Genomic DNA, 1,256 nt, shown 5'->3' on the forward strand with positions numbered 1-1,256 from the left:
TCGTACTTCCTCGACACCATCTGCTCGACGTACCGCGACGCGCCGCCGTCGAGGCCGAAGAAGAGCGCGTCGCGGTACGTCGAGCAGATGGTGTCGAGGAAGTACGACGTCGCGGTGCCGCACTGGTCGACGCCGGAGCCGGGGTCGACGGGGGTGCCGTGACCCATCCCGGAGACCCGGTAGAGGCGGACGGCGTCGTCGCCGTACACCTCCAGGCCGGTGCCGGCGGGCAGCGACGCCGTGCTGGTGGGGGTCTGCGCGACGCCGAGCACGTTGGTCCACTGGTCGCGCGACTCGACGGCGTTGGCCGGCACGACGCTGCTGTCGGCGGTGCCGTGCCAGATCGCCACCCGGGGCCGGCGGCCGGCGTACCCGGGGTAGGCGGCCCGGACGAGATCGCCCCATGCGGCGGGGGACCTGTCGACCCCGCTGTACTGGCAGGTGCTGGTGGGCGCCGGCGGGGAGCAGCGGTACGGCACGCCGGCGATGACCGAGCCGGCGGCGAACAGCTCGGGGTACGTGGCGAGCATCACCGAGACCATCGCCCCGCCCGCCGACAGCCCGCTGATGGCGATCCGGCTGCCGTCGAGGCCGTACGTGCTCTTCGCGTACCCGACCATCTCCGCGATCGACGCCGCCTCGCCCCGCCCCCGGGCGATGTCCTGCTCACTGAACCAGTTGAAGCAGCTCAGCGCCTGGTTGGCGCTGGACTGCTGGGGCACGATCAGGGCGAACTTCCACTGGTCGGCGTACTTCTGCCAGCCGGAGTTGGCGACGTAGCCGGCGGCGTTCTGGGTGCAGCCGTGCAGCAGGACGACGGCGGGCGCGCCCGCCGGGAGGCCGTCGGGGCGGTAGGCGTACATGGTGAGGTTTCCGGGGTTGGTGCCGAAGCCGGTGACCTGGGTGAGGGTGGCGGCCCGGGCGGGCCCGGCGACGGCGACCAGGGCCGCCGCGGCGAGCGCGGCCCCGGCGACCGCCCCGGCGAGCCGGGTGAGCAGAGTGGTGGAGCGGCGCACGGCGACCTCCTGTCGCGGACTGTGAACTGAGTCACTTTCAAGTTGCCGTGACGTTACGTCCGCATTTCTTCCGCCGACATGGTCGCCGGTCACACATTCACGGCCGTCGACGTGTGCGCCGCCGGTCGCCGGCCGGGCAACGGTCGCCGCGCCCGTGTCGCCCCGGCGTGCCCAGGTCCGGTTGGTAACGTCCGGTGCGTGCCGTCCTCCCCGTCCCCGGCCACCGGATCGCCTCCCATC

At 73.0% G+C, this 1,256-nt stretch carries 1 protein-coding gene; it reads right to left on the minus strand.

The annotated features are described in order from the left end of the window. The coding region (locus E1258_RS32700; RefSeq protein WP_132407849.1) for a PHB depolymerase family esterase at positions 1-1,016 on the minus strand (1,016 nt) is incomplete at its 3' end. Between the last annotated feature and the right edge of the window lie 240 nt (positions 1,017-1,256).

Source organism: Micromonospora sp. KC207, assembly GCF_004348615.1.
GTDB lineage: Bacteria > Actinomycetota > Actinomycetes > Mycobacteriales > Micromonosporaceae > Micromonospora.